Consider the following 24,719-nt stretch of genomic DNA (forward strand, 5'->3'; position numbering starts at 1 on the left):
AAACCCTGTTTGAATATTCCGCACTCTGAGTGAACACTATGCCCACCAATACATTCTATAAAATGGCGTTTGAGTAATTCTAAGAAAACAGGAGCATTTTGAAGATAATCAAAGTATATAGAGGGAGTTTTTAAACATGACAAAACTAACGGCAAGGAAAACAGAACTGCTTAAGAAACTATCAAATTCTAATGGAGTTATTAGTGCACTTGCAATTGATCAAAGAGGTTCATTGAAAAAAATGATGGCTAATTCTGATATAGAAAATGTAGAAGAAGCACTTACAGCGTTTAAAGTTCATATCTCAAAAGAGTTAACTCCATATTCTTCTTCTATTTTACTAGATCCAGAGTATGGTTGGGACGCCGCTGCAGTGCGCGATGAGGATACGGGTCTTTTAGTTGCTTATGAAGAAACCGGATATGATGCAACAGAACGTGGACGTTTACCCGATTTATTACCTCTATGGTCAGTAAAACGTCTAAAGGAAAAAGGTGCAGACGCTGTTAAGTTTCTACTTTACTATGATGTTGATGAATCTTCAGAGATTAATGAGCAGAAACATGCATTTGTTGAAAGAATTGGTTCAGAATGTGTTGCTGAAGAAATACCATTTTTCCTGGAAATCTTATCTTACGATGCTGAAGTTAGCGATGTTAAAGGTGAGGCTTATGCAAAAGTAAAACCACGAAAAGTAAATGAGGCGATGAAGGTGTTTTCGGATGATCGCTTTAATGTGGATGTGCTAAAAGTCGAAGTCCCAGTAAATATGGCATTTGTTGAAGGGTATACGGATGGAACAGTAGTATATACGAAGGAAGAGGCTAGCGATTACTTTAAACAGCAAAGTGAAATAAGTGATATTCCATTTATTTACCTAAGTGCAGGAGTATCTGCCGAACTTTTTCAAGAAACACTAATATTTGCAAAAGAGGCTGGTTCTAAATTTAATGGCGTATTATGTGGACGAGCAACATGGAAAGATAGTGTAAACGTATTTTCGGAACATGGTAGTGAGAAAGCCATAGATTGGTTACAATCACAAGGAAGAAAAAATATTGAGGAATTAAACGAAGTTATTGATAAAACGGCTACTCCTTGGTGGTAGAGGAAACGTAGTAGGACTTTTGATGAGCCCAATAAAAGACGATAATAACGAATAAAAAGTCTTGTTGGGAAAACACTTTATTCTAAAACAGAGGATTGCAGATGCAATCCTCCGTTTTTTCGTGCGCCCGGCATGGGCTATAACTTGGTGGTGAAAGTCCACTACAGGCTTGGCAGTAGGAACTGTTAGCGAATGGCAAGTGTGTCCTCTGTGAGGAGGAATCTAAAGGAAGCCGGACGCAAAATCCCGAACTGACGAACAGAAACTGTATACAAGGCTGAATTGGAATGGATAAGTTTGCGAAACAAAACGAAATCCAATACTGCACGAATTCCATACAGTAAATACAGCAGTTACATGGGAGGAAGGTTATAGCTCTTACCCGGGGAGGTCTCACGGACAGGCAAATAGCTGCCTGGTTGAAAAAGATTTATCGTGAGAAGTCAGCAGGATCCATAGTAGTTTCCAACAGGAAACGAAGGGTGAAACAATCTTAAATCTTGGAAAACAAGGAGGTGCAGACATCGCCCGCCTAAACACAGAAAATCATCGTGGCACTTGCCAGAGAGATGACTACCCATGGAGAGATACGTTGGAAACGGAAGGGTAAATGGGAGAGTGTAGGGATGTCGCATGGATATGGAGAAACAAGATGGTATCAACTTAATTGGAAAAGTAACTTCGGACGATAATCTTTGGAGGGCATATAAGAGAGTGTATGCCAATAAAGGTGCACCGGGAGTAGATGGGATTACGGTAAATGAACTTGAAAGCCACATGCTTAAATACTATGAACCACTGAAACAAAAGCTGAAAGATGGTACATATCAACCTCAACCAGTAAAGAGGGTAGCCATTCCAAAAGCTGATGGTTCAAAAAGATTTCTAGGAATTCCTAGTGTTTTGGATCGCGTTGTTCAACAAGCAATCCTTCAAGTTATTGACCCAATCATCGACCCTCAATTCTCGGAAAATAGCTTTGGATTCCGTAAAGGAAGAAATCAGCACCAAGCAATAGAAAGAGCCAAGGAATATTATCAAGAAGGTTACAAAGTCGTTGTTGATTGTGATTTGAAAAGTTACTTTGACACAATACACCACCAACGCATAAGAGCATACCTTGAATATTTTATCAAAGATAAAATTGTACTGAAATTAGTATGGAGCTTCTTACGTTCAGGTATCCTGGATAAGGATATCTATATTGAAACCACGGAAGGCGCCCCGCAAGGTGGCCCACTATCTCCAATTTTAGCTAACGTCTATTTAAATATGTTGGACAGAGAATTGGAAAGACGAGGACATCGCTTCGTTAGATTCGCAGATGATTTCGTCATTTACGTTAAAAGCAGGCGTGCTGGTGAAAGAGTGATGGAGAGTATAACCGAGTTTGTAGAAAAAGATTTGGGACTTACCATTAATCAAAAGAAAAGTAAGGTAAGTGGTGCGACAACAGCTACATTCCTTGGATTTAACATACAGAACCTAATGGGAAAGTAAATTGCCGACCTAGCAGGTCGGCAAAACGAAAATTCAAAGAGAAGCTAAAGAAATTAACCAGTCGGAAACAACCGGGAACATTCCATGAAATAATTACAAAGATAAATCAAACGACCGTAGGATGGATTAACTACTACGGCATTTCAAATATGAAGACATTCATAAAAGAAATCCAACAATGGCTACATCACCGATTAAGACAACTAATATGGAAACGATGGAAACGCGTAAGAACGAGGTATAAGATGCTTCGTAAATACGGAATCAGCCATGAAAATGCAATGAGATTAGCCAATACTCGCAAAGGATACTGGCGTGCATCCAAGAATGGCATCATTCACCGTGCCATAACAGAAAAAAAACTCACAAAGTGGGGACTAAAAGATTTGTCCACACTTTATGAGCTACGATACTTAAAAGGTTGAACCGCCGTATACGGAACCGTACGTACGGTGGTGTGAGAGGTCGACTAGCCAATTAATGGCTAGTCATCTACTCGATTTATGAAGGTGGGATTAGTACAATTCCACCAGCTTGTAATTTACTTCTTAGACTCTTCACTTGCAGCCTTTTTCTATAAATTCTTTATATAAGAGTAACTACGAAATGGAACCTTGTTCCACGACTAGTAAGACAGTAAGATCGCCCCTTGAATTTCCTAAACCATTAAAGATGCTTCAATAAGATGGGGTCTTTTTGGTTTGGGACACGAGGAACGGTTCAAGAAGTCATTTAAAATTAAATTCCAAATCCTAATGAGAATAACGCTATCGCAAGAATGACTGCAATTAGTGGTACGAGAACGACTACACAGAAGAACGCTGGGTATGCACTCTTATGCGTCTCACCGGAAATGGCTCGGATTGTAGTTACCGTGTACCCGCCATGCGGTAAGGAATCTAATGTTCCTGAGGAAAGTGAAACGGTTCTGTGTAGTGCTTCAGCACTCACACCCATATCCAAATAGTGTGGGCCTAAAATAGGTAATGCAATTGTTTGGCCGCCAGATGAAGAACCTGTTAAACCAGCAATTACAATAACTGCAATAGCCCCGCCAATTAATGGATTACCTGGAATGCTCGTCATATAATCAACAGCAGTTTCAAATGCTGGTGTAACCTTGGCAACTCCACCGAACCCAACAACAGCAGCTGTATTCCCAATTGCGACTAAGGCACCTGTAGTGCCTTCCCCAACTGCTTTCCAAAAATCTCTGAAGTATTTTCTATTGAATAACCATGTTGTAATGATCCCGCTGAGCAAAGCTAAGATCAGCGCAGATTGCTGCAGAGAATCATGAAAAATAAAGGATACAATTAGAACAGATAATAAAGGAATTAAACTTATGAAAGGATGAGGTATACTTGTTCTTACCTCTTTATTATCTGATTCTCTTTCAATAAAGTATTCTCCGTTTTTAACTGCCCTGCGAATGATTTTCATTAACCACCAGTATCCAAAGATAAAAATGAAAATAGCAACGACTAAACTGACTTCCCATCCAGCATATGGATTTGTGCCTAGATAAGGGATGGGAATCCAGTTTTGAATTTCTGGTGACCCAGCAGATGTCATAGTAAATGTTGTTGAGCCAAAAGCGAGTGCTGCAGGAATAAATCTTCTCGGTAAATTTGCTTCCTTAAATAAGCTAACAGCCATAGGATATACTGCAAAGGCAACAACAAAAAGACTAACTCCGCCATATGTTAAAACTGCACAGGCAAGGACAACAGCAAGTACAGCATTTTTCATACCTATTTTAGAAATGATCCAGTTTGAAACACTATCTGCGGCACCGCTATCTTCCATTACTTTACCAAAAATTGCACCTGCTAAAAACATAAGGTACCATGATGTAATGAAGCCTGCGAAACCATCCATATAGCTTGTAACAAAGTCCATCTGACCTTCTCCAGCTAATTGAGGGAATAATGGTAAACCGTTAAGTAACGCAACAAAAACTGCAGAAAGTGGAGCCACAACAAGGAGGTTCATTCCTCTCATTACTAAAACAGTTAATAGAATTAAACCACCAATTAACCCGACCATGCTAATCATATATGCCACCTACCTACATCGAGAATTAAAATAAACATCATTTTTTCCCGTATTTGCGAACACGCAGTAATGCCTGTTCCGCGTGACCAGCAAAGTTTTCTAGCTGGCAAAGTCGTGCAGCATACTCACCGATATTTGCGCTTTGTTCCTCTGATGTAACTTTTTGGTATGTAACGGTTTTAAGGAATTTACCTACCCACAGACCGCCAGTATATCTTGCGGCTCCTTTTGTCGGCAAAGTGTGGTTTGTCCCAATCACTTTATCACCATACGCAACGTTTGTTTCTGGACCCAAGAATAAGCAGCCATAGTTCGTCATGTTCTCTAGGAAGTAATCAGGATTTTTGGTTAAAATCTCCACGTGTTCAAATGCGAGGCGATCGGCTTCTTTAAGTGCTTCTTTCTCATCTTTAACAAGAATGATTTGACCGTAATCTTCCCAGGAAGCACTGGCCACATCAGCCGTGGGTAATACCTTCAATTGACGTTCAATTTCTTTAACTGTTTCTTCAGCAATTTCACGAGAAGTGGTAATTAATGCTCCTGGTGAAGTTGGTCCATGCTCGCCTTGACCAAGGATATCCGTCGCAATCATTTCTGGATCACTTGTTTCATCTGCAACAACCAATGTTTCCGTTGGACCTGCGAATAAGTCGATACCGACGCGGCCAAATAGCTGACGTTTCGTTTCTGCAACAAATGCGTTTCCTGGTCCAACAATCATATCTACAGCATCAATTGTTTCTGTACCAATTGCCATCCCAGCCATTGCTTGGATCCCGCCAAGAATGTAAATTTCATCTGCTCCAGCTTGATGCATTGCATATACTGTTGCAGCGGGTATTTCTCCATTGATTGGTGGTGTACACGCGATGACACGTTTTACACCAGCAACTTTAGCTGTTAAAACACTCATATGTGCAGATGCAACCATTGGATAACGACCACCCGGAACATAACAGCCTACACTGTTTACAGGAATATTTTTATGCCCGAGAATAACACCAGGCATGGTTTCTTCTTCAACGTCTTTCATCGATGCTCTTTGGATTTCAGCAAACTGGCGAATATTATTTTGTGCAAATTCTATATCCTTTGCGGTTTGTTCAGGGATAGAAGCACATATTTTTTTAATTTGTTCATCTGAGAGACGAAAGCTTTCTGGACTCCAGTTATCGAACTTTTCGGAGAGACTACGAATTGCTTTATCGCCATCTTCCTCAATCATTTGAATTGTAGACCGAACAATCTCGGAAACCTTAGCATCATCTTTCTGAATATCCTCTTTTACTCTACCTTCTTTTAAATAAATTGCCACTTAAATTCTCTCCCTTTTATTTTTTGAATACGTATGCAAAGATGAATCTAATCATACTTAGCTCCCCCAACTTATGTAGCTAGCAGTTTGCATACGTATGCAAACTTACTAAAAAATAAAAGACTATTAAGAAATAGTCTTAAAAAGATATTACTAGAAAACGGTTTCATCTGTCAAGGTGAATTAAACATTTTATTTTAATTAGTTGTTTTACGATGGACGAAACTTCCTTTTAGTTTTAAGGTTTGCACCTTATCATTTTGGTTGCTGTTTATAAGCAAATTAATTGTTTCGTTGACCATTTCTTCAATTGGTTGTACCCAGGTAGAAAGCATATATGAAGGCCAGGCAGCCATTTTTATATTATCAAATCCAATTACAATGGTTTCGTCAGGAACAGAAATATTATTTTCTTTTAAAGCATCCAGTGCACCGATGGCTGTTATATCATTTGCACCGAAAATGGCTTCAGGACAATGACCGTTCGCAATCAATTTCTTTGTTTGGTGGAAGGCCTCTTCATAAGTATAATTACCTTCTAGAATTGTTATATCAATATTTTTAGCTCGGAAGAAATCGGTAAAGCCTTTTTGTCTCTCCTGGTTAGTGGAAGTATTCTTCTTTCCAGTAATATAAACAATATCTCGTATTCCTTTGTTGTAAAGATAGGAGGCGATTTCCTTTGAAGCAGTGATATTGTCGCAAGAAACAGAATTACAAGGTATATTTTTATCATATCGGTTAAATAGAGTAATTGGAATGTTACTATGATGAATTTTAGAAACGAGCTTCGAGGAGATCACAGCATCTGTAACAATGATTCCTTCCACATTGTATTCCAGGAAATAATTAAGCTCTTCTTGCTGAATTTCCTCATTCTCTGTATATAAAAATAAGATATTATAACCTTTCGCTCGTAATTTTTGAGAAAACATACCTAATACTTCATGATAGAAGGGGTTTTGAATATCCTTCATTGCTAATCCAACCATATTTGTCTTTTGTTTAGTCAAGCCTCTAGCCAGTGCATTTGGACGATAATTTAATTCATTCGCTGCTTTTAATACTCGTTTTCTAGTTTTTTCAGCAACACTGGCACCAGGAGTGAAAACACGTGAAACTGTAGATTGTGAAACATTTGCGAGATGCGCAACATCCCAAGCCGAAACAACCTTCTTTTCCATAAAAAATGCTCCATTTCAATAATATAATAGGTAATTATTATATTAGCACAAGTGAGACGAGAGGGGAGACAAAGTTATGTAACAAGCCAATTATTATTCGGGAGGAAAGCTAATGGATAACATTAAAGTTAGAGAAAAGATTGATACAGATATTAAAAGGTTTGGAAAGAAGATTTGAGGATTGACTATGATAAAAGTTATCTCTAAAAAGAAGATTCACTGCTAAGTAGGATTTTAGATGCACTGGATAGTGATGTGTATACATTTTTTTACGCATAGCAGTGCACAAGATTTTGGTGAATTTATACAGTTTTATAAGAGTTTTACTTTGGAGTTAGTCCATTGAGACATTCATTTGAGTTGCGCTACCAAGATATAGAGGCGGGGTGAACGTCAATTTTCCAATGTCAAAATTATCCCCTTGACTCGATGAATTCTGGGTGTTATCCATACTCTTTCCGAGGAGCCCCTTTATTTCCATTTTTGTTTATTTGTTGCATTTAATTTCGCAATTTAGGAGAAAAAAGTTTTCTCAAGTTTTAAAAAGAAAGCTTTTTTCTTGCGTGCCCGGCATGTCCAATAACTGGTGAGATTCCTTTACAGCTACAGGCTTGGCTGTAGAAACTGTGGATAAAGTCTATCAAGTCGGGCGAAAGTAGACAAGGACAAGTATCTAGCTTTTGATAAAATTTGACAAAAGTTAATAAAAATGACCAGGCACTAATAACTATATGGAAAACCTTCTTTATTCCTTATGCTAGTTGTCGAAACTAGTAAATTAGAATCAATTTTTCGAAAACTGTATACTATTCTGTAAAATCTGCTATAATTTTATTCAGCAAATGTTATAAAAATACATCTATGAACCTAAAACGAGAAGATTGGGGGTGAATAGTGTTTTTTTTGTGTCAAAATACATACGTCATCTTGCCATTTGGCCGCTTTTATCGTTTATTAGTGTTATTTGGAAAGCAATAGCTTTTTCTGTTGCTGAAGAGACGTATGGTACTGCAGCAAGAGCTACTTAACATAATAGATGGGGAAATGATAGAAAATTTTAGGAGGAGTACAAATGGATATCAAGAAAAAGTTAGGGATGGCGGCAATGTCTGCTGTATTGGGGATTACACTCATTGCTGGAGGGACTTTTGCTTATTTCAGTTCAACGGAAGTAACAAACAATACATTTGCCGCGGGTACATTGGATCTATCAGTAAATCCATCAACAATTGTTGAGGTTGAAAACTTAGCACCTGGTGATTCAATAATTCGCAGTTTTGAACTAGTAAACAACGGTAGTCTAGATATTGAAAAGGTTACACTGGAAACGGACTATACGGTGCATGACGCACATAATAACAATACCGAGGATTTTGCAAACCATATCGAAGTTGAATTTTTATACAATGTGGATAAATTGGATGAGGTTATTTATCGAACTACTTTAGCAGAATTAAAAGAAATGACACCAGATGCTATCAACCAACATATTTTTTATCCAGCTCTCGGTGAAAAAGGATTGCCAGTTAATTCATTGGATGATTTCGTAGTTAAATTTAATTTTGTTGATAATGGTGGAGACCAAAACCAGTTCCAGGGTGATTCCTTAGATTTAAAATGGACGTTCGTTGCGACTCAAAACCCAGGAAGCCAAAAATAATCTAGCAATCTATGAAATGTATTGTTTGCTGAAAATGTCTTGTTAATTTTATTTTGTTAAAGATTGGGGAGAGCAAGTTGAAATTAGTCAAAAAGTCATTCATTGTGACCGCTGCCTTGCTTTTGTTAAACACGCCAAACGTGTTAGCTGCACCCTCTGGACTGGATTCATTTCCCGATCCAGTAGATACCAATTCATGGACTTTACCAGAAGATATGGTATGGGATGACTACAAGTCAGTTCCTGGTATTAACTGGAATGAAGCATCAGGGGAACCGGAGCGTTTAATAAAGGGAGCCTTAGTACTTGTAGATTTTGCTGACCAAGATTTTGTTGCGAGTTTACCAGAAGGTTCGGATCTTGCTGGAAATCCAATCGGAATTGGAGACATTCCTCGAGAAGAGTTAGGTCAATTTTATGAGGATTTCTTAAACACTCCACAGCCGTTAAATAATTATCGGACCATTGATGAGTATTGGAAAGAAAACTCTTATGGTAAATGGGGGGTTGATCTAGATGCTTTTGGACCTTATCGTGTGGACGGGCGGGAGTTTCAATATGGTTTATCCTATGGAAACTCAATGCCACCAGGGTATCAGTCGCGAAATATACAGCGTGATGCATTAGATCTTGCTCAGGCAGACCTTGATGCATCAGGTGAAGAATATGATTTTATATTTATTCTTCACGCAGCCTACGATCAATCCGGTGTATGGCAGGAATTCGGAGAAATGATGTTCATGGACAGAGATGCTGTTACTGGCGAATTTGGTCCTCCTGCTGACCTGGAAATTTCGCAAAATTGGGCTTATACCCGTTATGTACCTTGGACTTCATGGTTTGCGGCAAAGTCCATCTGGTCCCATGCAAATATAAGGAACGGGATTTCCGTACAAGGGGAAAATGATGGAATGGGTACGTTCGCACATGAATTCGGGCACATCATGGAATTACTGGATAACTATAATAATCCTTATGGAGATCCAGTTTCACGCACTTATTCAGGTCCATGGGAGCTTATGAGTCGTGGAAGCTTTAATGGTCCGGGTGGTCCACATACGCGTTGGATGGTTATGCCAACACTTGGTGGCTCTGCACCTTCCCACCATATGCTGCGTAATAAGATCAAACAAGGCATTTTAGATGAAGATCAGTATCTAAACGTAGAGCGTGATGAGCTTGCTGAAACTGGTCCAATTTTTACAGACATTATTGCACGTGCTGTACCGATAGGAGAGGAATTTGGCCGGACTGGCATCCATGGCATCAATATCGAGATGGAGGACTTAACGCCACCGAACTCTCTGCGTGACGACTGGCGAGCAGATATGCAGCGTGGTGCTAAATGGTATGACAACTACACGATTGAAGTAGTTGATCGTGTTGGCTACGATTCCTTTACACCGGATTCAGGAGTATTGATGGCCAAAACTAAGAATGAAGAATCTGCACCAAACATCTGGGTAATCGATGCTAATGATGAAGATATTGAGCAAGTCGACTTCATTCGACCGGATGGTACAGAAGCTATGTATTCTCTCGGAGACTATCGTCAGTTAGCAGATGCTTTATTTAAGGCTGGAACAGGTGATGGGATAAACAGTGAGTACGTGGATGAGCATAACCGCCTGCATTTCTATATCTTAGATAAGAAGTATGATGAAGATGGCGTCATGTCCTATCGTGTCTCGGTACGTCATCTCGATGGAGCTGGCGACTTTGAACGCGGTGTGACTGCGGAAATTGGGGAAGCGGAGCGTGCTGTACCTGGTAAGATTGCAACTCACTACTTTAACGTGACAAATACTGGAGAAACAACCGATCTTTTCCGAATCCAAGCAGACACAGATGCTGGCTGGGATACGAAAATTGAACAAAATGTGATAGAAGTCGAAGCTGGTGAAACAATTCAATTTCCAGTATACGTCCAAGTGCCTGAGGGGGTTGAAATTCCATCAACACTTACGGTTACCGCGACTTCTGAAACAGATTCTGAGCAAACAGTAACTGATGTCGACTACTTACTAAGCGACATTAGTGCTGCAAGTATCAACAAATTATTTGATCTGTTTAATGAGAACGGTGATGTTGATGAATCTGCAGCCCGTACTTTAAAAATACATTTAACTTCACTTGAACAATTTGAAGATGAGGGGAAAAATGACAAAGTTGCAAAACATGCAGAAGGGTTCCTTGTTCTTCTGAATCAATTTGCAGATAATGGTTTGCTGTCAGAAAAAGCATATCAGGCGTTAATAGATTATACAGAATATCTTGTAAGATAGAGAGATACCAGTCGGGCTCGGGCATAACTGCTCATCGAGAAGCGTGATGTTATGTCCCAGCCTCATTTTTTCAAAGGGTTAGCAAATGAAGGTGAGTGAATAAGATGTTTCATATTTTTAAAAAGGATGTAAAATTGATAAACATTGTGTTAAAAGTCTTTATTATTATTTATCTATTATTTATCTGTGTTTATCATATTAACTTACCGACCTATGCTTATTTTTATCAAGAGCAGACAGTTGAAACAACATTTGCAGCTGAGATCACAGTCCAAGAGAAAAGAGATTCTGATGATGTAAATGATAATGAAGAAGCGGCTACAGATGAAATGGCAGAAACAGAGGAGGAGGCTATGGACAACGAAAATAAGGAAGAAATAGCGGCAGAAGAGGAGACATTGGAAAACGCAGTGAATGAGATACAAGAAGAGCTAGATGAGGACGGGGAAATTGAAGAAAAAGATGTTAATGGAATAAATGAAGAAGTAATTGATGATGACCCATCAAACTAAAGTCGGAAGCTTAAAAAGATTCGAATCTGCATACCTGAGGTGATGATGTTGAAGCAGAAAAAGTGGTATAAATACTTAAATTTTATGGTATCCATGTTATTAACTGCTGTGTTAATTTTAACGATGGTCTTAGTGGTAAATTCAAAGATGTCGGAAGGAAATTCAACAATTTTGGGCTATCAAATTAATTCCGTTTTATCAGGGTCGATGGAACCTGGAATAAAAACCGGATCGATCATATTTGTTAAAACTGGAGGCGATACGACTCGGTTTCAAGAAGGCGATATTGTCACTTTTCTTACGGAAGAAGAAGTGTTGGTAACCCACCGGATAGAGGAAGTCGGTAGTGAGGGTCAAACGTATATAACAAAAGGAGATGCCAATGATGGTGTCGATCGTGAGCCTGTCCTCGCTGAAAATATTATCGGAGAATATACAGGAGTCACCGTTCCTTATGCCGGTTATGTTGTTAGCTTTGCGAATACGAAAGAAGGTGCAGCACTTCTGTTAATTCTTCCTGGATTGTTATTGATGCTTTATGCGTTTATAACGATTTGGCAAACTGTACGGATGTTGGATAAAACAAGAAAAGAAACATTAACAGATCCAAAAGTAACAGACTAGGGGAGTAGTGCACTTACTATTGCCCTTCTTTATGTTGCATGCTCGTCCATAAACTTTTGTGTTTGATGACGATCCTTTTAACTGAGGGATTTTACTAATTGCTATTCTTTTATCAATTTTAGTATAGGTTCATCCCCTTATCCGGGAAGTAAACTCATGCATATAGATAGTAGTTTTTGTTCATTTAGTATGAATAATCCAAACAATTAGTCGACAAAGGAGTCAATAAATGTTAGATTATATACAAGATTCCAACAATATGGAAATACATCTTGATATATTTGAAAGGGGGATAGACTTTTAGTTGGGACAGAATTGAGTAAGAAAAACTACAGAACGGAAAATAATTGACATCTATGAGCCTTTACTAAACGAATGGGAGGTGAGTAGACTTTTTTTGTTGTAAAAAGAGTTATCCGTTATTTGGCTGGTCGTCCCACGTGTCATTTTAAGTATTATGGTTAAATCTCACGGAGTCCTCTTCACTATTGAATGATGGCGCTTTCTCAACTGTTTCAAACGATCATTTCCAAGATTGGCAAGTTAGTATTTAAGACTAGATTAGGTGGATGGAGTTATATCTATCGGATTGGAGTTGAAGATATGAAAAAACTCATACCATTTTTTTTATTAGTTTTAATTCTTCCAATGATTCTCGGTGCTAATATAGCAGAGGAGTCAACTGTTGAACCCCCGATGATTGTAGTAGAAGAAGGTATGACTCAACCGGTTTTTTCCAAAGAAGAAGCTATTGTTGAGAGAGTGTTTATCGAAACAGAGGTTGATAGTGATGGGGACGGAGAAAATGATCGGATTAGGGCTGACGTTATTCGACCAAAGGAAACGGAAGAAGGATTAAAAGTTCCTGTTATTTATGAAATAAGTCCTTATCGTGCAGGTCTGAATCCAATTGATTTTCACAATGTAGATGTAGAGTTGACCCCGATTAATCCTAACCCTATTGGTGGTAAGCCTTACGCCGCAGATTTGCCGGGGTATTATGATGACTATTTCTTGCCAAGAGGATATGCTGTCATTCTTGCTGAAAGTATTGGTAGCGGTATGTCCAATGGTTGCCCAACATCAGGGGATATGCAGGAAGTGCTAGCGACTAGAGCGGTAATCGATTGGTTGAATGGACGTGCTTCAGCTTTTGATGCAGACGGCGAAGAAATAACTGCTGATTGGTCGACGGGGAAAGTCGGTATGACAGGAGTTTCCTACAATGGGACCTTACCGAATGGGGTAGCTACAACAGGGGTTGAAGGATTAGAAACGATTGTTCCAATTGGTGCTATTAGTAGTTGGTATGACTACTACCGTTCAAACGGTGCGGTTGTTGCTCCAGGAGGCTACCAAGGGGAGGATGCAGATTCACTTGCGAGAGCGGTCCTAACTCGTAACAATCCTGAGGTTTGCCTTGATCTGATGAATCAAATTGAGGAGGAACAAGACCGAATAACAGGAGATTATAACGAATTTTGGAATGAGCGAAATTATTTAAATGGAGTAGAAAATATTAAAGCAAGTGTGTTTGTTGTGCATGGACTAAATGATTGGAATGTAAAGACTAAACAATTTACCCAGTGGTGGGAAGAACTTGAAAAGCATGATGTGCCAAGAAAGCTATGGATTCATCAGCACGGACATTCAAGCCCGTATAGCTTTAGAAATGAGGAATGGCTGATAACCCTGAACAAATGGTTCGATTACTGGCTCTATGATATTGAAAATGGAATTATGGACGAGCCTATGGTTGATAAACAGAAGGAAGACCGCAGCTGGGTGACAGAAAACGCATGGCCGCATGAGGACGTCCGAGATACAGCATTGTATCTTACTTCTGGGAGTACGGAGTCGGGGAATTTAAGTCACCGTCCTGTTAGTGATACAAATACTTCTTATCAAGTAATTGATGATTCGTCCATTAGAGCACAAACATTGGTGCAAAATCCATTGGAGGACATGGAGAATAGGCAAGCATATGTTACGCCTGAACTAACGAACGCTTACCGCATTAGTGGTACCCCGGTTGTTTCGGTTAAGGCGAGCATAGATCGCCCTGTAGCAAATCTTACCGCCTTACTCGTTGATTATGGACCGGATGAGAGTAGCCGGATCATTACACGTGGCTGGATGGATCCGCAAAACTTACAATCGGATTCACAATCTGTAGCCATAACACCAGATAAGCCATATACATTTACTTGGAATATGCAGCCTACAGATTATGACGTGGCAGAAGGACACCGAATCGGTCTAGTTCTTATATCCAGTGACTACGAGTATACGATTCGTCCACAACCAGGAACAACTATATCGATATATCCAGAGCAAAGCTATTTATTATTGCCACTCGTTGGTGATATTACGGGGGAGCCAACTAGTATAAGGCAAATAAAAGATCTTATTAACTATTATGAAGATGAAGGGTCAATCACTGATCCCACTACAGTCCGTCAATTGCAAACACATTTGACAGCTGTCGAACTTTTTGAGGAAAAAGATGAAACAGATAAGGCTAGTAAACATCTAGCTGGATTTAAATTACTGTTGAACTACCATTCTGATCATATGACAAAAGAAGTTTTTGATATTTTGCAGCATGACGTTGATATATTGATAGATAAAAACGATTAGGTTGCTCTTTACTTTCTTGTTCAGCATCGCTATTACTCTTTGATAAGGTTCTATTAAAAATACAATTTGAGAGATGGGGATACTTAAGAACCCCCGTCGTCCGTGGAGGTTACTAATATGAAATTAGTAAAACGCTCATTTCTATTAATGTCAGTATTTTTAATTACATTTTCTCCTTTGGTATTTGCTGCACCGAACGGCCTGGATGCCTTTCCCGATCCGGTAGATATAGAGAGTTGGGAACTTCCTCGAGATATGACCTGGGATGATTTCAATCCTGTACCTGGCTTGAACTGGGATGAAGTAGATGTCGAACCGGAGAGGGAATTGAAAGGGGCTTTAGTTTTAGTAGAGTTTCCTGACCTGGAATTTGTCGTAACAAAGCCCGAGGGTACAGATCCGGCTGGAAATCCACAGATTGGTAACGTTCCAAGAGAAGAGCTGCCGCAGTTTTGGCTGGACTATCTGAACACACCACAGTCATTAAATAATTACCGTACGATTAGCGATTTTTGGATGGAAAATTCAAACGGAAAGTGGCAGGTAGATCTTGATGCTTATGGCCCCTATATGATGGATGGAAAAGAGTTCCAATACGGTTTGAATGAATTCAACCAGCAAGATTTTATACCTCCAGGATATTCGCCGATGACTTTAAGATCAGAGGCAGTCAATAAAGCTCAGGCAGATTTAGATGCATCAGGAATCGACTATGACTTTATATTTATTTTGCATTCTGGATATGCCGAGACGGGAGTTTGGCAGGAATTTGGTGAAATGATGTTTAATAGTCCAGAAGAAATTCCTGATGAATTCGGTCCACCAGCAAATCTTGGTGAGGATTTACCGAACTGGGTAAATACACGCTACGTGCCTTGGACTTCTTGGTTTGCAGCTAAATCTGTTTGGTCCAGTGCAAGCAGAAATGTTTCCATTCAAGGATCCAGTAATGGTATGGCAACCTATGCCCATGAATTTGGTCATCTGATGGGATTAGCTGATAACTATAATAACCCCTATGGAAATCCAGTATCCCGTACTTATGCTGGTTCTTGGGAACTGATGAGCAGCGGAAGTTTTAATGGTCCGGGAGGCTCGCATACACGATGGATGATACCGGCTATCCAAGGTGGATCAACACCACCACATCATATGTTGCGTAACAAAATTAAACAAGGCTTTCTGTCTGAGAATCAGTACTTGAACATTGATCGCGACGAGCTAGCGGAGACGGGACCAATTTTTGCAGATATTCTTGCGAGAGCTGTTCCATCTGGTGAAGGTTTTAAACGGGATGATCTGAAGGGGATCAACATCGAAATGGAAGATTTAACACCCCCTAATTCTTTAGAAGATGACTGGAGAGCGGATATGCAACGTGGAGCTAAGTGGTATGACAACTACACGATTGAAGTTGTTGATCAAGTGGGCTATGACTCCTTTACGCATGATTCAGGAGTATTGATTGCAAAAACGAAAAATACCGAATCAGCGCCTAATATTTGGGTAGTAGATGCAAAGCCTGAGGATATAACAATTGAGGATTTTGTACGGCCTGACGGTACTACTGCCATGATTTCGAAGGGTGGTCTAGAGCAGCTTGCAGATGCACTTTTCAAAGCTGGGACGGATGAAGATATCGTAAGCGAGTATATCGATGAGCATAATCGTTTGCATTTCTACATCTTAGATAAGAAATATGACGATGTCGGAGCGCTTTCATACCGGGTATCTGTCCGTCATTTAGACAGTGCTGGAGAATTTGAACGTAGTGTTGAAGCTGCTGCAGTCTCTGCAGAACGAGCAATACCAGGCAAAGTTGCAAAACATACCTTTAGCGTAACAAATACTGGTGAAGAAACAGACTTAGTCCGAATCCAAGCAGAAACAGATGCGGGATGGGAGACAATGACGCTTCATCATGTGATTGAAGTTGAAGCTGGTGAAACAGTGGAGGCTCCAGTTTACGTGAAAGTCCCTGAAAGTGAACAGCAACCAGCACAGCTAACGTTCACAGCAACATCCGAAACAGATACTGAACAAGCATCATCTGATGTTGATGTGTTGTTAGGCGAAGTAAATGGAACAAGCCTGAAAGCTTTAGTCCAATTATTTGCAGATAGTGGGGATGCTGATGAAGCAGCTGTCCGACCACTAACGACGCATTTAACAGCAATAGAGCAGTTTGAGAAACAAAATGATGCTGAAAAGCTAGTTAAACATTTAGAAGGGTTCACCCTTTTAATTGACCAATACTCAAACAATGGATCGTTAGCTGAAAAAGCGGCTGATGCACTATACGATTATACAGATTTTTTGCTGAATCAGTAGGCTGATAGATTAATACCTGTCATTAATTATTGGCTCGCCATGTCCTATTTTAAGTAAATCGTTTTTCGGGAATATGGCGAGTCCTATTACTTTTAGAAAAATCATACCTACGAAAGCAGAGGTGAGTAAAGATGCCATAAACAGGTTCTATCTATAGAGATAGACTCAAGCGAATGGTAATAAAGAATAGGAAAGAAAGGGTGTCAAAATGGCAATAAAGAATCAAATCTCACAAAAAGCCTTTTTTGTCTTGCTCTTCACCACTGTATTGATATTGATTTTTGGGAATATCACGGAGGCAAATTCTACTGTAGATGAAGAGGGGGAATTGGAAGTAGGGGATGTCAATGTTGTCCCATTACAAATAACGGGACCAGCTGAGGAGCGATTAAATCTCATTATCTTTGGAGATGGATATACAGCTGAAGAAATGGACAAGTACCGGGAACATGTCGACAGAAACCAAAATGTCCAGTGGAGTGTTGAGCCGTTCCGCAGTTATCGAAATTATTTCAACGTTTATATGGTTGAAACGCCGTCTAAAGATTCTGGAATTAGTTGTGATCCAGAGGATGGGAATGAGCGCAGAGATACTGTATTCAATTTGCAATATGCAAATCAGTGTCCGGCAGATGATCTTGCACGAGGGGTAACCTTTGGAAGTGGTGGAGCCCAAGCTAGAAATGAAATTATGCAGGACTATGTTGCACCATTACTTGAAATCCCTGCGAATAGTCAGAATGTGCAAACTCTAACGCTTGGCAACACCGACACGTATGGCGGGATTGGCGGTACTCATGCAACAACAACTGGTGGTAGCCCACAAGGTCCCCTTGTTTCATTGCATGAATTAGGACATTCATTAGGCGGCATTGCCGATGAGTACCCTTACTATGACCGTGGTGTTCCGGGAGAAGCGCATCCTGATCAAGAACCAAATTCTTTTCATCATACACGCATGACATCTGAAGAAATGATGGAGAATCAAGCTAAGTGGTGGCGGTGGCTTGGTGAAGAAAGTGAAGCTGGTGGAATTATAAGAGCGGCTGATCCAGATGGATACGAAAGTGGCCAGTATTATAATTCAAATGTATGGCGTCCTAGTCAACATTCTATGATGAGACATACTGGATTTTATTTTGATCAAATAGCAAGAGAGCAAATGACACAACGCATTACAGGAATGCGTAATACAGGACAGATGCCATTAACATCGACACCCCAAGGGGAAATCGGTGCAGACGAAGTACTTGCTGTTAATACGATTTATCCAAGATTTCATTTAATAGAGGTTACATGGGAAATCAATGGTGAAGTCGTTTCTGATACAAATGATTCCCGTCATCTAGAACTAAGCAAGTTAGATGTACAAGTAGGTGATACCGTCAAGGCAATCGTTCAAGATAAGACAGAATTTGTCAGGCATCGTAACTATTTAGATGGACCTCGAATGACGCAAATACGTGAATGGACGATTGGTGAACCACAAGAACTGACTGAAGTGGATATCGCATTTACCAATCATTCTGCAACAGCCTATGCTCTTGCGTTTAATGAAATCGCATTTGTTGAAACACCTAATCCAACCGATCGTATATTGAACGTAACTTGGCAACTAAATGGCAATGTTATAGAAGATGCTGATAATAGCCGTTTCCTTGACCTAAGCAAAATTAGTTTACCAGCAGGGGCTTCTGAATTAAGTGCAACTGTTACAGATCCAAATAATCCTGATTCAGCCCTTGAAACGGTTTCTTGGACAGTCGACAATGGTCTACCAACAGCCCCTAAGGAGTTGTCGGAAGCGGTAGCTACATTATCAGGTGGAATAGAGCATTATGTTTATTTCAATGAGTTTGAAATGAAACTTAATCCTGAAGATGACCAGCCGGGATATGTTGTTGGCGAGCTTCGTTTAAATAAGGATGGTTGGTATAACTATTACGGATTCCCCGATCAACCAGAAGGAACACCGTTTAAGTTCTCTCATTCCGGAACAGATGTTAAAGAATTAACGTACGGAAACCTTGGAACTGGGGGACTTTCAATTGTAACCTTTGAAAGAACATTTACTGAAGAGGATCGGGGCGGTAAATTTATTCCTGGCTTCAATACCCACCTTATCGAACATCGGGCAATTGATGCTACTGGGAATATTGGAAACGCAGAAGAGTTTAAAGCTACTGTCATACCAGGAGAAAAACTAACATGTTCGCATTCTGTAACAGAAGATTACGAGGGAGATCTAGTCGTTACGGAAGGACAAATATGTCTGGAAAATATAGAAGTATTTGGGGATGTCATCATTGAAAATGGAGCTTCGATACTAATTTCCAATAGTACAATTAATGGGGATATTAAATCAGAAAAAGCCGAATCCATCCAGTTAATTGAATCAGTAGTCAATGGACAATCGTATATCTTTGAAACTACGAAAGATACGACATTAGTAGCGAACACTTTCAATGGTTGGTTAATACTCAATAAGAACAATCAATTATCTGCTAATGAGCAGTACGGTGACTATGGACCAGTGTTAGTAGGCAATTCAATCAATGGTGTACTAGGGTGTTATGGCAATAGCTCTAGTATCACAGATTTCGGTGCTCCGAACAGCCTGTCACTCTTTAATGTTGGCGATTGTTCCGATGCTGATATAAGCGCCGCAACAATCAAGCAATATGTGGAACAATTTGATGAGCTTGGAACCTTTGAAACAGAAGTTACAAAACGGTCCTTCATTACCCACCTGACCTCTATAGAAACATTTGAACAAAGTGGTGCTTATGACAAAGCGCTTAAACACCTTGAAGGATTTGAAATACTTCTTAATCAATTGTATAAGCAAGGACTTGTTGTAGAAAAAGCTTACGTTGTATTGATTAACGAAGCTCAACAATTATATGAAGAATTGGAAAAATAAATAGATATTTCCATGTGCAGATATATAGGGGAATAACTTTGGTTCAAGTGAGGCTGACGAGGAAATTTTATACTCTATGAATATATACAACTTATAATCTTTGAAAATTGGTAAATATGGAGGGGTCTTCTTGTTTAGAACAAAGAATGCATTAAAGAAACTATTGTTATCTGTTAGTTTTGTAGCTTTAGTTGCAACACCGGTTTTACATGTTGACGGTTTAGAGCAAACCGTTTCTGCCAATGCGGACGTTGTAATGGAAGGTGGGGTTACGCAGCCTGTCTATTCTTATACAGATGCGATTAAAGAAACTATTTTTGTTGAATCAACAATGGATAGTGATCGGAACGGTGAACAAGATCGGATTGCCATTGATATTATGCGTCCAAGGGAAACGGAAGAAGGGATTAAAGTACCAACAATTATGGATGCAAGTCCTTATTACGAAAGCATGGGACGAGGAAATGAAAGCCAAATTAAAGACCCGGATGGTATTGGGGAAAATACAATGTTTCCACTTTATTATGACAACTACTTTGTTCCAAGGGGCTATGCGGTCGTATTAGTTGATATGGTTGGAACTAATAATTCCCATGGATGTCCGACGACAGGTGGGTATGAAGAAACCGAAAGTATTAAAGTTGCCATCGATTGGTTAAATGGTAAAGGAAAAGCGTGGGATAAAGATGGCAATGAAGTTACAGCTGACTGGTCGACCGGAAAAGTAGGTATGATTGGTAAGTCATACGATGGAACTTTGGCAAATGCAGCAGCTGCCCAAGGAATTGAAGGGTTGGAAACTATTGTGCCGATTGGTGCGATTAGCAGTTGGTATGACTATTACCGTTATGGCGGAATTCCTTTTTACCGTAATGGTCCGGGTGGTTTAGCTGGACGCGTAACAAACAGCGAGCGTGTCGCCGATTGTGCGCCAATTCGTGAAGAGATGAGAATTGCCTCCGATGATGATACTGGTGATTATAATGATTTTTGGGATGAAAGAAATTATGTAAAAGATGCAGATAAGGTAAATGCTAGTGTTTTCGTTGTACATGGAATCAATGACTATAATGTGAAAGCAAATCATTTCTCCAATTGGTGGTTAGCTTTAGCAGAAAATGATGTGCAAAGAAAACTTTGGATTACCCAGACAGGTCATGTTGATCCATTTGATTTTAGAAGAGCTGAGTGGGTAGAAACATTGCATCGTTGGTTTGATTATTGGCTGCTTGATATTGATAACGGAATTATGGATGAGCCGATGGTAGAAATTGAAAGAGGAAATGGTAACTGGGAGGATGAAGAAACATGGCCGGCTGCTAATACAGAAAATGTAGACATCAGATTAGCGCCTGCAACAGAGGACCTGCCAGGAACGTTACAAACAGCACCTGTAATCAAAGAAGAAACACAAACATTTGTAGATAATCCATCGCAGACAGAACAGCAAGCGGTCGAAGATGAGTTCACTGAAAAAGAAAATCGTTTAATTTTCTTAACCCCAGAACTTACAGAGGATGTTCGGATGAGCGGTATACCAGAAATTAATTTACAGGCAATGGTTGATAAAGAAGATACGAATCTGTCAGTCCGGATTGTGGATTATGGCACTGACGAAAGAATCCATCATGGTTCAAGAGAAGAGGGGATTCAAACACTTGACGATGTTGTAACGTGTTGGGGAGAAAGCTCACCGCAGGACAGTGCGTGCTATAAAGAGACAGAATTGGTGACACATGAAGCACCATATGAGATTGTGACCCATGGTTGGCTTGATGCACAAAACTATGAGTCTCTTGAGCATTCCGAACCGTTAGAGCCAGGAAGAAGTTATAGATTCACTTGGGAAACTCTACCAGAAGATTATGTATTCAAAGAGGGACACCGGATTGGAATAATTGTAACCGGAAGTGATCGTAATTATATTATGACAGACAGTAACCGTGCAACGATTGAGATCGCTTTAGGAGAAAGTTTTATCCAACTACCGGTAGTAGGCGGTAAGGAGACGTTTAATCAAGCGATTGGATCGGATGGTGGTACTTCTCCAGGTCATACGGTAGATTTAATAGACGTACTTGATTATTTCATTAATCAAGGTGAGATTAATAATGAAACAGCTGCTCATGCATTGAAAATGCACATCGCATCCATCCAGCACTTTGAAGAAAACAATCAATTGGACAAGGCTGTTAAACATCTTACAAGTTTTAAACAACTACTAGAATTCCAAAAAGTTGGTCAGGTGATTTCATCGGAAGCCTATGATACTTTATGGGCTGATACGGAATACCTTATTAAACAGTTTACAGAGAACTAGTAAGCATATGAGAGGTTCTTCCTCTCATATGTACATATCTTCAAAAAATATAACCTTCAATGATTGGAGCGGCTAACGAATGAAGAAATACTTTTTTGGACTAATCTTATGTATAGCTATGTTAACAGCATGCCAACAGGAAGAGACTCAAGGAGTTGTTATTGAAACGTCCTACGGGGATATAACCGAAGAGGTACTTAATGAGGCTTTACAAGAACGATACGGCAAACAAGTCTTGGAAGAATTAGTAATGATGCAGGTATTGGGAGAGAAATATGATGTTAGTGAAGAGCAAGTCACTGATGAATTAGAAAAGTTAAAAGAGAATTATGGTATTCAATTTGATCAAATGATCCAGCAACAGGGATTTGCCGATGAAGAAGCATTTAAGGATGTTATATACTTAGGCTTACTTCAAGAGGAGGCTGCATTGGATGAAGTTGTTATAACGGATGAGCAACTGGAAGAGGCTTATGAACAAAAGACGAAGGAAATTAGTGCGCAGCATATTTTAGTACAGAATAAAGATATTGCAGAAGAAGTGTTAGAACAAATTGAACAAGGAGCAGATTTTGCTGAACTAGCGAAAGAATACTCTGAAGATGCAATGACTGCAGAAGAAGGTGGAGAACTGGGATATTTTTCTGCCGGAACCATGGTGCCTCCATTTGAAAATGTTGCATTTTCTCTTGAAAAAGGTGACATAAGCGACCCGGTCCAAACGACTTATGGGTATCATATTATAAAGGTGAATGATATTCAAAAAAAAGATCAGGAAATTGGTACATTTGATGAGGTAAAAGAAGAATTACGCGACGAAATTTTGAAAAACAGTATCAGTACGGTTGAGACTCAAGTAAAAATAGAGCAGATGATTCAAGATTCTATAGTAGACATTAAAAACGAATCCTATGAAGGTCTATTTGATAGTTTCCAAGAAGTTACAGGGGCAAGTAGATAGACGTTTAAATTAATATGGATTATAAAACTCTCACTTAAAGCATTGTGAGGGTTTTTATAATCCTGCTATAAAATGATGTAAGTCTGCTGATAAAAAGAAATTGGGGTTTATCACGTATCAACGGTCTGTAATACCCCACCTCTAAACAAGAGGAAAACCAACATGTGAAGGTGGGGGATATACAGTCCGTAAATCCCTGATTCTGTTCAATAGAATGCTATTTACGGACAAAATAACTCCTCATCCATTAAGATGCAAAAGCCAAATAGTACGTTTTACATAGGAAATGATAGAAATTTCTAAAAATAGTAAATAAGTTGGGTTGACCCGTCAACCCAATGAAAATTCAATTATATTGAATGGTCAATAGAATGCAAAATGCCTTCAACGACAGTTTCTGAATGAAATATATTTATTATGTCGTTGAAAGTGAAAAGAAGAGAGGTGTCGATATTATGGTGCATCATTAACTGATATTCTCATGATACTCATAAATTATTATTAGAGCTGGATTAATTTCATAATTGGATTTTGAACCAAACAATGCTGTTTGAAACGAATATGATATGGAGGTTAAGATGCTAAACAATACGAATAAACTTAGAGAGCCAAAAAGTATAATAGGAATGTTTATGATAAGTTTATTGTTACTAGTAATTATTACTACTTTAACACTGGCTAGCGGCACTATAAATGCAGCTGAAGAGAAAGGATCTATTGGTACAGTAGAAGACATTACACAAGATGGTGGCGATGTATATGTTAACTTATCAACAGGCGAAGGAATAAAGTTAACCTTTTTAAAGGAAAATCTTTTTCGGCTTCATTTAGATCCAGAAAAGGAGTATCCAGATTATCCTGAACCTAACAAGTCGGATCATGTTACTAGAATTATCGATAAAAATGAAAGCGAATACAATGAGGAGTATGGTTCTATAGATGTAGATATTGATGAGGATTCTGAATTTCATAGGATATCTACTGATGCAATAGAATTAAGGATTGAAAAGGGAACTTCGAAAATGAGTTTATATGATAAAAATCAATCCAAGGTTCTTTGGGAAGAGGCAGCCCCATTAAAATATGAGAACAACAACACAGTACAAACACTATCTACAAATGAAAATGAATATTTTTATGGCGGTGGACAACAAAATGGTTATTATTCACTCAACTTTCGCAGCCCAAACTAGGCAGGTATACCTTGATATAGTTAGGTAATCCCGCAAACCAATACTGTAGTTGACTTTTGATTAACTTTTTGAATTTCTTGTTCGTTTTATTCAAAGCATCTT

At 39.2% G+C, this 24,719-nt stretch carries 16 protein-coding genes and 1 pseudogene; 14 read left to right on the top strand and 3 right to left on the bottom strand.

The window, feature by feature from the left end:
- Positions 1-136 precede the first annotated feature (136 nt).
- The 3 genes and pseudogenes from lacD to GN217_RS19100 form a co-directional block, all read left to right on the top strand.
- Entirely contained in the window at positions 137-1,108 is a 972-nt protein-coding gene (gene lacD / locus GN217_RS17105) for a tagatose-bisphosphate aldolase (RefSeq protein ID WP_156857873.1), read from the top strand.
- Between the two features lie 639 nt (positions 1,109-1,747).
- Complete coding sequence (gene ltrA / locus GN217_RS17110; protein WP_156857874.1) at positions 1,748-2,608, top strand: group II intron reverse transcriptase/maturase; 861 nt, start codon at positions 1,748-1,750, stop codon at positions 2,606-2,608.
- Positions 2,609-2,694: 86 nt separating this feature from the next.
- A pseudogene (locus GN217_RS19100) lies at positions 2,695-3,033 on the top strand (group II intron maturase-specific domain-containing protein); the annotation flags it as partial.
- 313 nt (positions 3,034-3,346) lie between these two features.
- Here GN217_RS19100 and GN217_RS17120 read toward each other — a convergent pair.
- From GN217_RS17120 to GN217_RS17130, 3 genes are all read right to left on the bottom strand, one after another.
- Positions 3,347-4,666, bottom strand: a complete 1,320-nt coding sequence (locus GN217_RS17120) for a GntP family permease (RefSeq protein ID WP_156857875.1) — start codon at positions 4,664-4,666, stop codon at positions 3,347-3,349.
- A 37-nt stretch (positions 4,667-4,703) separates the two neighbouring features.
- Positions 4,704-5,984 (bottom strand): histidinol dehydrogenase, encoded by a 1,281-nt coding sequence (hisD, locus tag GN217_RS17125; protein WP_156857876.1) that lies wholly within the window; start codon positions 5,982-5,984, stop codon positions 4,704-4,706.
- A 197-nt stretch (positions 5,985-6,181) separates the two neighbouring features.
- The gene (locus GN217_RS17130; RefSeq protein WP_156857877.1) at positions 6,182-7,168 is read right to left on the bottom strand and encodes a LacI family DNA-binding transcriptional regulator; all 987 of its coding nucleotides are present in this window, start codon (positions 7,166-7,168) and stop codon (positions 6,182-6,184) included.
- Positions 7,169-8,073: 905 nt separating this feature from the next.
- Between GN217_RS17130 and GN217_RS19285 the strand changes: the two genes are divergently transcribed.
- From GN217_RS19285 to GN217_RS17180, 11 genes are all read left to right on the top strand, one after another.
- Entirely contained in the window at positions 8,074-8,196 is a 123-nt protein-coding gene (locus GN217_RS19285; RefSeq protein WP_255454417.1) for a hypothetical protein, read from the top strand.
- Positions 8,197-8,240: 44 nt separating this feature from the next.
- Positions 8,241-8,828, top strand: coding sequence for a CalY family protein (locus tag GN217_RS17135; protein ID WP_156857878.1), 588 nt, complete (start codon positions 8,241-8,243; stop codon positions 8,826-8,828).
- Positions 8,829-8,905: 77 nt separating this feature from the next.
- Positions 8,906-11,113: a M6 family metalloprotease domain-containing protein gene (locus GN217_RS17140; protein WP_156857879.1), complete on the top strand. Its 2,208-nt coding sequence runs from the start codon at positions 8,906-8,908 to the stop codon at positions 11,111-11,113.
- A gap of 104 nt (positions 11,114-11,217) precedes the next feature.
- Positions 11,218-11,625: a hypothetical protein gene (locus tag GN217_RS17145; protein WP_156857880.1), complete on the top strand. Its 408-nt coding sequence runs from the start codon at positions 11,218-11,220 to the stop codon at positions 11,623-11,625.
- 45 nt (positions 11,626-11,670) lie between these two features.
- Positions 11,671-12,249: a signal peptidase I SipW gene (sipW, locus tag GN217_RS17150; RefSeq protein ID WP_308425596.1), complete on the top strand. Its 579-nt coding sequence runs from the start codon at positions 11,671-11,673 to the stop codon at positions 12,247-12,249.
- A 603-nt stretch (positions 12,250-12,852) separates the two neighbouring features.
- Positions 12,853-14,889, top strand: a complete 2,037-nt coding sequence (locus tag GN217_RS17155; protein WP_156857882.1) for a Xaa-Pro dipeptidyl-peptidase — start codon at positions 12,853-12,855, stop codon at positions 14,887-14,889.
- A gap of 117 nt (positions 14,890-15,006) precedes the next feature.
- Complete coding sequence (locus tag GN217_RS17160; protein ID WP_156857883.1) at positions 15,007-17,220, top strand: M6 family metalloprotease domain-containing protein; 2,214 nt, start codon at positions 15,007-15,009, stop codon at positions 17,218-17,220.
- Between the two features lie 208 nt (positions 17,221-17,428).
- The gene (locus GN217_RS17165; protein WP_156857884.1) at positions 17,429-20,143 is read left to right on the top strand and encodes a M64 family metallopeptidase; all 2,715 of its coding nucleotides are present in this window, start codon (positions 17,429-17,431) and stop codon (positions 20,141-20,143) included.
- 130 nt (positions 20,144-20,273) lie between these two features.
- A complete protein-coding gene (locus GN217_RS17170; protein ID WP_156857885.1) occupies positions 20,274-22,463 on the top strand; it encodes a Xaa-Pro dipeptidyl-peptidase in 2,190 nt (729 codons plus the stop codon).
- Between the two features lie 79 nt (positions 22,464-22,542).
- On the top strand, positions 22,543-23,424 hold the full coding sequence (locus GN217_RS17175) for a peptidylprolyl isomerase (protein WP_156857886.1): 882 nt from the start codon (positions 22,543-22,545) through the stop codon (positions 23,422-23,424).
- 578 nt (positions 23,425-24,002) lie between these two features.
- The gene (locus GN217_RS17180) at positions 24,003-24,617 is read left to right on the top strand and encodes an alpha-glucosidase domain-containing protein (RefSeq protein ID WP_198042711.1); all 615 of its coding nucleotides are present in this window, start codon (positions 24,003-24,005) and stop codon (positions 24,615-24,617) included.
- Positions 24,618-24,719: the final 102 nt, after the last annotated feature.

Source organism: Oceanobacillus sp. AG, from assembly GCF_009746545.1.
GTDB classification, from domain to species: domain Bacteria; phylum Bacillota; class Bacilli; order Bacillales; family Amphibacillaceae; genus Oceanobacillus; species Oceanobacillus indicireducens.